General features: G+C 46.2%; 7 protein-coding genes and 1 tRNA gene. 1 reads left to right on the plus strand and 7 read right to left on the minus strand.

Annotated elements, in window-relative coordinates; translation table 11 throughout:
• Nucleotides 1–8: 8 nt before the first annotated feature.
• From ACKQTC_RS02950 to alaS, 5 genes are read right to left on the minus strand one after another with little or no spacing between them, the layout of a single operon-like run.
• Nucleotides 9–1,148, minus strand: coding sequence for a SpoIIE family protein phosphatase (locus tag ACKQTC_RS02950; RefSeq protein ID WP_408976931.1), 1,140 nt, complete (start codon nt 1,146–1,148; stop codon nt 9–11).
• 14 nt (nt 1,149–1,162) lie between these two features.
• Entirely contained in the window at nt 1,163–1,477 is a 315-nt protein-coding gene (locus ACKQTC_RS02955; RefSeq protein WP_408976932.1) for a DUF1292 domain-containing protein, read from the minus strand.
• Nucleotides 1,470–1,901 (minus strand): Holliday junction resolvase RuvX, encoded by a 432-nt coding sequence (gene ruvX, locus ACKQTC_RS02960; protein WP_408976933.1) that lies wholly within the window; start codon nt 1,899–1,901, stop codon nt 1,470–1,472. Before ruvX ends, ACKQTC_RS02955 begins: the two co-directional genes overlap by 8 nt.
• On the minus strand, nt 1,901–2,170 hold the full coding sequence (locus ACKQTC_RS02965; protein ID WP_458295182.1) for an IreB family regulatory phosphoprotein: 270 nt from the start codon (nt 2,168–2,170) through the stop codon (nt 1,901–1,903). The genes ruvX and ACKQTC_RS02965 overlap by 1 nt, the downstream gene beginning before the upstream one ends.
• A 4-nt stretch (nt 2,171–2,174) precedes the next feature.
• The gene (alaS, locus tag ACKQTC_RS02970) at nt 2,175–4,832 is read right to left on the minus strand and encodes an alanine--tRNA ligase (protein WP_408976934.1); all 2,658 of its coding nucleotides are present in this window, start codon (nt 4,830–4,832) and stop codon (nt 2,175–2,177) included.
• 405 nt (nt 4,833–5,237) lie between these two features.
• Between alaS and ACKQTC_RS02975 the strand changes: the two genes are divergently transcribed.
• Nucleotides 5,238–5,311 (plus strand) — tRNA-Pro (locus ACKQTC_RS02975).
• A gap of 527 nt (nt 5,312–5,838) precedes the next feature.
• On the opposite strand, the gene ACKQTC_RS02980 is transcribed toward ACKQTC_RS02975, so the two are convergent.
• Nucleotides 5,839–6,780 carry an Abi family protein gene (locus ACKQTC_RS02980; RefSeq protein ID WP_408976935.1) on the minus strand — a complete coding sequence of 314 codons (942 nt, stop codon included), beginning with the start codon at nt 6,778–6,780 and terminating at the stop codon, nt 5,839–5,841.
• A 769-nt stretch (nt 6,781–7,549) separates the two neighbouring features.
• Nucleotides 7,550–7,996, minus strand: coding sequence for a single-stranded DNA-binding protein (locus ACKQTC_RS02985; RefSeq protein WP_408976936.1), 447 nt, complete (start codon nt 7,994–7,996; stop codon nt 7,550–7,552).
• Nucleotides 7,997–8,169 lie beyond the last annotated feature (173 nt).

The raw sequence follows: 8,169 nt of genomic DNA on the forward strand, positions 1-8,169 counted from the left end.
AGTGCCTCCTATAAACTGACTAAAATAATATTAACATCATCGTTTTGGCTAAATTGCCTGAGAGCAGACCGCACTTCTGTCATAAAGGCGGGCGGGGCATAGAGGTCCACTAGGTCCGCTTCGTAAATAGACGCAATATCGCTATAATAGCGGGATGGCCGGCCAAAAATAGGCAGCTCAAAAATCCCATCAGTGTAGAGCAAAAGGGCCTCATCCGCTGCGCAGGCATAACGGCCGTTTTCAAAGCTGGCGTCCTCAAATAAGCCCAAGGGCAGGGAGGATACCAGGTCCAGGGTCTCTATCCGGCTCTCCTTAAATAAAACTGGCGGCACGTGGCCGGCATTGGCCCAGAGAACGTCCTTTTTTTCTTTATTGTAGAGCAAGTAGCAGGCCGTTACAAAGAAATCATTCCTGGTGTTGGAGAAAAAGCGCCATAAATTGCCATTAATCTGGTCAAATAATTGGGCGGGATCCGCCCAATAGTCCTTCAGCTCGTACAACTTTTCTTTTAAAATGGCCACAATAATGGCCGCCGAGGCCCCATGGCCCTTGACGTCAGCAATGAAAAAGCCATAGGTATCGTCATCCACTTGCAAAAAGTCATAAAAGTCGCCGCCGACAAAATTGGCGGGCTGATAAATGAGGTCTACCTTCAGGGCACCACCAAAGGGGGTTCCCTTGGGCATAAAATCATTCAAAAGCTGGCGGGCCAGCTTCAGGTCCTGGCTAATTTCTGTGTACCTGGCATTTAAGTCGACGGTCGCCTTGCGCAAGCGGAGCAGGTTCCCCACTCGGATTAGGAGCTCATCCCCACTGACCGGCTTGGTCAAGAAGTCATCGGCCCCACTGGCCAAGCCATGGAGCCGGTGGCTCCGGTCTGTTAGGGCTGTCACCATAACGACAGGTAAAAAATTCTCCTGGCGTAGGTCTTTCATCATACGACAGAGTTCAAAACCATTTATATCCGGCAGCATCACATCTGTAATAACGAGATCGAGTTCCTTGCTGTTAAAAATTTGCATGGCCTCTAGGCCACTGGTGGCCTTATAAATATTGAGATTAAAATTGGAGGTCATCAAGTAACTTTCAAGCAACTCAATGTTCACTGCATAATCATCAATGATGAGTACAGAGGATTGGTCAGACATAAACTGTCCTCCATCTAGTGGTGATCATGGCTTTCGGCGGACTCGTTCCAGAAGTCAACCACCCGGTTCCATTCGTCGTCATCTTCAATTTCGTATAAGACGTCTTCCCCGTCTTCATCAACAATTTTAAAGACCATGACAGTTGTTTCATCAGCTTCTTCTGTCTCCGGTTCATAGGGGGCAACGACGGCGTAAGAGCCCTCTTCAAAGTCAAAGTCACCGATCAGTTCAAAGGGGCGGCCTTCTTCGTTTTCGTCCACGAGGACAATGACGTTTTCCGGGAAAAGGTCTTCATTTTGCATCGCATCATCTGTTTGCTTGTTATCCACGACATACCTCCTGCCCAACAGGGCTATCCATCCACGTTTGTAATATGAGCACAGCAGCCAATTGGTCAACCTTCTTCTTCCGCTTCTTCCGGCTGACATCTGCCTGTAAGAGCACCTGGGTTGCCGCTACAGTGGTCAGTCGCTCATCCATCCAGTAGACCGGCAAGGGACAGGCTTGGGTGAGTGCCTCTGCAAAGCGCTGTGTTTCTTCGCTCTTGTAACCAAGGGTATTGTTCATATTTTTAGGCAAGCCGATAACCCAGGCCCCTGCCTCATAATTTTCAGCTAGGGCCTGAAGGTCACGAATGGCCTGGTCATCGCTCTTCCGCTCTAGGGTTTGGACGCCCTGGGCCGTTATCCCGAGGGCATCGCTCACGGCGACACCAATGCGGCGCTCACCGACATCTAATGCCATGACCCGCATTAGTATCTCCGTGAGGGAAGGCCAATGTATTCTGTTAACATTTCTTCGATAAATTCATCCCGGTCAATCTGCTTAATGAGGGCCCGGGCATTTTTGTAGCTGGTGATATAGGCCGGGTCACCACTTAAAAGATAGCCAACGATTTGATTGACCGGTTCGTAGCCCTTTTCTTCCAGGGCCCGATAAACCACGCGTAAAATATCTCTCGGGGTCATTTCATTTGACCCGGACTTATTAAAGTACATGGTTTCATCCATATCATTATGCATACCATCATCTCTCTTTTAATTGATTTTTTACGATATCAACAACTTTATTTAAGGCTTCAGGAATTTTATCCGGGTCCTTACCGCCGGCTTGGGCCATATCCGGCCGGCCACCCCCGCGGCCACCTAAAATCTCTGCCACTTGGCCAATAATTTTACCGGCATGGAGGCGCTTAACGGCCTCGTCCTTGGTCAGCATGCTGACCAGCATGACCTTGTCGTCATCGGTTTTACTGGCCAGGAGAATCAAGCCGGACTTGATTTTATCCCGGTATTGGTCAGCAATCTGCCGGAGTTCATCCGGGTTGGCGGCCTTAACGGTATCGGCTAAAATATCCAACCCATCGACTTGGACGATATCTTTCAGCCGGTCACCAATGCTCTCTTTGACCTGTTCACGTTTCAAGTCAGCCAAAGCCTTTTCTCTTTCTTTCAGGGTCTTTTCCAGACTTTCAGCCCGGGTAACCAGGTCTTCCGGCCGGGTGACCTTGAGGGTCTTTTGCAGGGCGTCTAAAATATCCGCCTGCTTGGTCATATAGGCATAGGCCCCTGCCCCGGTGACCGCCGTTATCCGGCGGATCCCTGCTGAAACAGCCCCTTCAGAGAGGATTTTAAAAATCCCAATCTCGCTAATATCATGGACGTGGGTCCCCCCGCATAATTCACGGCTCAAGTCACCAATCTGAACACCGCGGACCTGATCCCCGTATTTTTCACCGAAAAGGGCGATGTATCCATTTGCATTGGCATCATCAATGGACATTTCCTGAACTTCAAGGGACTGGCCGGCAGCAATCTGCTGGTTGACCAGTTCTTCAACAGCCCGGATTTCTTCCGGCGTCATTGCCCTTTGTAGGGAAAAGTCAAAGCGCAGGTGGTCTTCCGCGACAAGGGACCCGGCCTGGTGGACGCTATCCCCCAGGACCTTTCGCAGGGCAGCATGTAGGAGGTGGGTGGCGGTATGGTTACGGGCCGCGTTTTGACGGGCTGCCCGGTCAACCTTTTCCTGGATGGGGTCGCCAATGGCAACCGTCCCGGACACTTCACCGGTTAAAACATAGGTCCCATCAGGCAGTTTAACCGTTTCATTAACGGCCACCTGGCCCTTCGGCCCAATGAGAATCCCCTTGTCACCGATTTGGCCGCCGCCCTGAGCATAAAAGGGGGTTTGATCAACCATTAACTGTACAGACCCCTCTGTCACGGAGTGGACCCCTTCCCCATCCTTCAATAAGCCCATAATGACCCCGGTATCTTCCAGATGGCCATAGCCGGTGAAGGCCGTTTTGGGTAAGTTTGGAAAGGCGTCGCGGACAGTTTTCGCCAAGTCCCAAGCGTCAACGGTTTGGTGGGCCGCCTTAGATTTTCGTCTCTGTTCAGCCATGGCAGCTTCAAAACCATCCGCATCGACTGTTAGACCGTTTTCTTCAGCAACGTCCTTGGTTAAGTCAATGGGAAAACCGTAGGTATCATAAAAGGTGAAGGCGGTTTGCCCATCGATAACGGTTTTTCCATCAGCTTTCAATGAAGCAATGGTATCGCTAACCCGGTCCATCCCCTCGGTGAGGGTCTTCATAAAGCGTTCTTCTTCACTTTTGATGGTTTCTTCTATGAAAGCAGCCTGGTCAACAATGGAGGGGTAAGCCTCTCCCATAAGCTTGCCGACTTCAGCTGTCATTTTATACAGGAAGGGTTCATTCAGACCCAGGGTCTTCCCTAAGCGAACGGCACGGCGGATGATCCGGCGGAGGACATACCCCCGACCTTCATTAGACGGTAAAACCCCATCGCCAATCAGGAAGGTGGCGCACCGGCCATGGTCTGCAATGACCCGGAAGGGGAAGCCGGCCTTACCTGTGTCATAGCTTTTCCCTGTCAGGCTTTCAACATATTCGAGCAAGGGCTTAAAGAGGTCCGTATCCCAGTTGCTGGGGACCCCCTGGAGCACAGAGGCAATCCGTTCCAGCCCCATACCGGTGTCTACACTGGGCTTGGGTAGGGGCTCCAAGGTCCCATCTTCATGGCGGTTAAACTGCATGAAGACCAGATTCCAGATTTCCAACCAGCGGTCACAGTCGCAGACCCCTAGAGCACAGCCATCTTCATGGTCGCAGGCATGTTCACTGCCCCGGTCATAATGAATTTCGCTGCAGGGCCCGCAGGGGCCAACATCCCCCATTTGCCAGAAGTTATCCTTTTCCCCTAAGCGGAGGATTTTTTCCGGACCAAAGCCTGTCCGCTCATGCCAAAGGTCATAGGCTTCATCGTCATCTTTATAAATGGTAATCCATAAGTCATCGGGGTTGAGCCCCAGCTGCTCCGTTAAAAAGGTCCAGGCAAAGTTAATGGCATCCTTTTTAAAGTAATCCCCAAAAGAAAAGTTCCCCAGCATCTCGAAAAAGGTGTGGTGACGGGCTGTTTTACCGACGGTTTCCAAATCGTTGTGTTTACCGCCTGCCCGAACGCATTTTTGAGAAGTGACCGCCCGGCTGTAGGGCCGCTGGTCAACGCCGAGAAAGACTTCTTTAAACTGGTTCATACCGGCATTGGTAAACAGTAAAGTCGGGTCATTATGCGGGACCAAGGAGCCACTGGCGACATGGGTGTGGCCAGCTGCCTCAAAGTACTCTATAAAGGCCTGTCTAATTTCTTTAGATGTCAACATATATGAACTCCCCTTACTTACCTAATTTAGGACTATTATACCACAACTGCTCTATCCAATGATGTTATGGAAAAGTAATTTATTTTATTGTATCATGACCCCTATTCTATGTAAAATACAGGATAGCGGTCAATATCATTTTCATAACCAGCTGTCAGGCGCTAAAAGATCTTCCTCTGGCAGACCCTTGACCGCACCACTGGTCACTTCCAGCCGCTGGTTTCATGGGGCCCTGTTGTCTGAAAGGCTTAGCTGAAAACAGGGCCGGCCCCCTCCCTCTATGCTTGAGACATGGCTACCAGTGCCCCTCCAGCTAAGAGCTGGGCCAGGCAAGAATATTTTTTACAGAATTATAAACGTCTTGACTTTTTATTTATATCTGCTAAAATAGTTTTTGTTGACATTCGAGGTGTAGCTCAGCTTGGTAGAGTGCTACGTTCGGGACGTAGATGCCGCAGGTTCGAATCCTGTCACCTCGATAATAACTCGTTATGTATAATCACGAGTAATCAAAAACCGCTCTGTTGAGCGGTTTTTTCTTTTTCATATCTTCAGTTGAAAGCAGTTTTTACCATCCTATCTACCGACTTTTCTACCGACTTTTTAGTCCGTATTTTGCTGGTTTTGCCTTGACGAAAAAACGGTTAAAAACCGCTATTCAATTGTAGATTACTGCCTAATGATATAACACTCGAAGGATCTTGTTCGACCCGTATTTTAGCGCTAAACGAGTTATAATTATCCTCTTTCGGTTTATTCGGAAGATAATAAACATAAAGGGGTTGTTTCAATATAACCTCTCTAACAAACAAAGTCCCACTCAAAAAATGAGGAGGAACTTTGTTTTTATGGATACATCCATGTATACTTACTATAGCTAAAGGGAGTTTCTCTAAATCGATTGGGACTAAGTTTGTCTATAAGCGAGGGGCTGTGTCAGAAAGTTTTTACCCATTCTGACACAGCCCCTTTATAATCAATGTAACTCGTTAATTTAAGTTTATAATTAGCTAGGGAAGCCTGAAGCTTTAAAAATATCATCAACCGAAATGCTTGTGAACGCCTCCGCATAACTACGTTTAATGGAAAGAATCGAATGGATTAGCTTTTGACAATCATCTTTTGGTAAAACTAGCCTAAGAACTAAGAGCAAATCATATAAATTTTTTCCAGTATATTTCTCGTCAAAGAATTTTTTGAATATAGCGGTTTGCCCAGGTTTATTCAGCGAAAAGGAATACATCACTTCATCATGAGCACAAACATTTCTAAAAAAATTGCATATTTTTATAATTTCTATTAGTTCTGTTTTACTAATCTTCTCTTTTGAACAATATTCTTTTTTGTATCGCTCACCGAAATCCCGGGCAATTAAGTTCTGAAGAGTTTCATCAAGTGAACTATAAAAATAAGATATGTTACCTAGTGTCAAGAAGTTCACTAGCACCCATAGGGGTATGTGTCCGTGTTTCTTTATATAGTGTTTGATGGGCTTTTTGCCGTCTGAATTTCTATTTTCTCTACTTATAGTATTAGATAGCGTACTAATATTCTTAAGGGTGTACGCTAACTGATGCTGTGAACTAGAGTAGTTTTCAATTTGTAAATAAGGATATAGCCCTTCTCGATGTAAATATGAAAAATGATAAGCACAGGATGTTTTTAAAAGTTTTTCAAATCGTAAAAGGCTGAAGAAGACTACCTCTTTTAACTCTCGATCCATTTCATGTAGGGCATAAATTTCTTTAAAGCTACTTTTTGATTTGTACCGCTCCTCTCCCTCCCGGAGGGAATTAACTTCTAAAAATGGAGTTTTATAGCCATTTATTAGATTATAATAATTTATTTGCGCTAAAACGATTTTTGCCTCTTCTCGATTATTAATACTCAATCCCCTAGAGGAAAGTATTTCCAGCTGCTCATCGTGAGTTTTAAAGGGTTTGTCCATAAAATCACCTCATAAAAAACGCCCCGCCACGTATGGCTAGGGCTTGTTCCTTAATAATATTCTAAGTGAAAATTTATTAAAGTCAAGGCATTTCACAAAGAAGCGGTTAAAAAACGCTACTCAAATGAAGATTGCTGCCTAATGTATAGCACTCGAAGGGTCTTGTTCGACTGAAGTATCTTGCAGCCGCAATAGGCTCGTAGCTTTAGCTATGGGGAGTGGTCAGTAATTCGTCAACAGACAAGAAACTCTCCGGATATATATACATTGCTCATTGCTCGCCTCGGAATATAAAAAGTCCCACCGGGTTGCGCATTCTTGCCAAAGCAAGACTAGGCGTGGTGGGTTCTGTTGATATGATTATAACATAGTGGCACAGAAAATCAATGGTGTTTACATACATTTATTGGGTGCAAAATTGCAAAATATAGTTCCACTTCTGACCACTCCCCTTTGTTTTAGCTATGGGAATCGGTCAGGCAAATATGCGCTATTTAGATAGGCCTGAGTCTCCCCATACCTAAAGGCAGGGGGTTCACAAGAAGTTTGGTTTTATGTTTCCACCTGAATGGTCAGGTAACCCTTATTCTTGCTGGCGTACCCAGAACGCCACTACTGTATAGAGCTTCTAAGCTCACAACATTACTTTTTGCCTCTTATATCCCCATAGATGAAGCTCGGGGTTTTACGAGGCGGTTGATAAAAAAGAGCGGCTAGAAAACCGCTCTTTGTGATCAATGTTTGCTCTCTTTTTTCAATTATCAGCAGCCTAAATGTCCATAAAGAGGCCATCAGCGCTTAAAGTACCGATTTCCTCGTGGGTATCGGGCTGCTTTTCTGTGGGTTCTGAAGCACCCTTATCCAGCGTTTCCTCTTTTTTGCTTTGGTCCCCTTTCTCCTTAACGGGATCTAAAAATTGGACGTTATTGCAAACCACTTGCATCGATCTCCGCCGCACACCGTCTTTATCCGTGTAGGAGTCTGTTTTAATATACCCTGTTACGGCTGCACGACTTCCCTTGTGGAGGAATTTAGCAACGTTTTCAGCGACACTTCCCCAAGCTTGGCAGGGAACGAAATCAGCATTTTTCTTACCGTCTTTCCCAGCAAAAGGTCTGTCAACAGCAAGAGTAAAAGACACGACTGCTTTGCCAGCCTTGGTATATTTGAGGTCAGGATCTGCGGTAAAACGACCGATTAAATTAACATTATTCATCAAAAATCCAGCAAGGAAACCCCCTACTTTAGTTGTGGGGAGGAATTGCCGTTCACATCCTTTCTGTTAATGTTGTTTTTCTGGCTTCTATAAACTGTAGTTTCTTATAAGAGATGGAGCCTTTATTGACCTTGTTTCCCTTTAAATCCCTAATGTCAAATGCTCCGGTCTGC

It is taken from the genome of Peptococcus simiae, from assembly GCF_046097595.1.
In the GTDB taxonomy this organism is placed as follows: domain Bacteria; phylum Bacillota; class Peptococcia; order Peptococcales; family Peptococcaceae; genus Peptococcus; species Peptococcus simiae.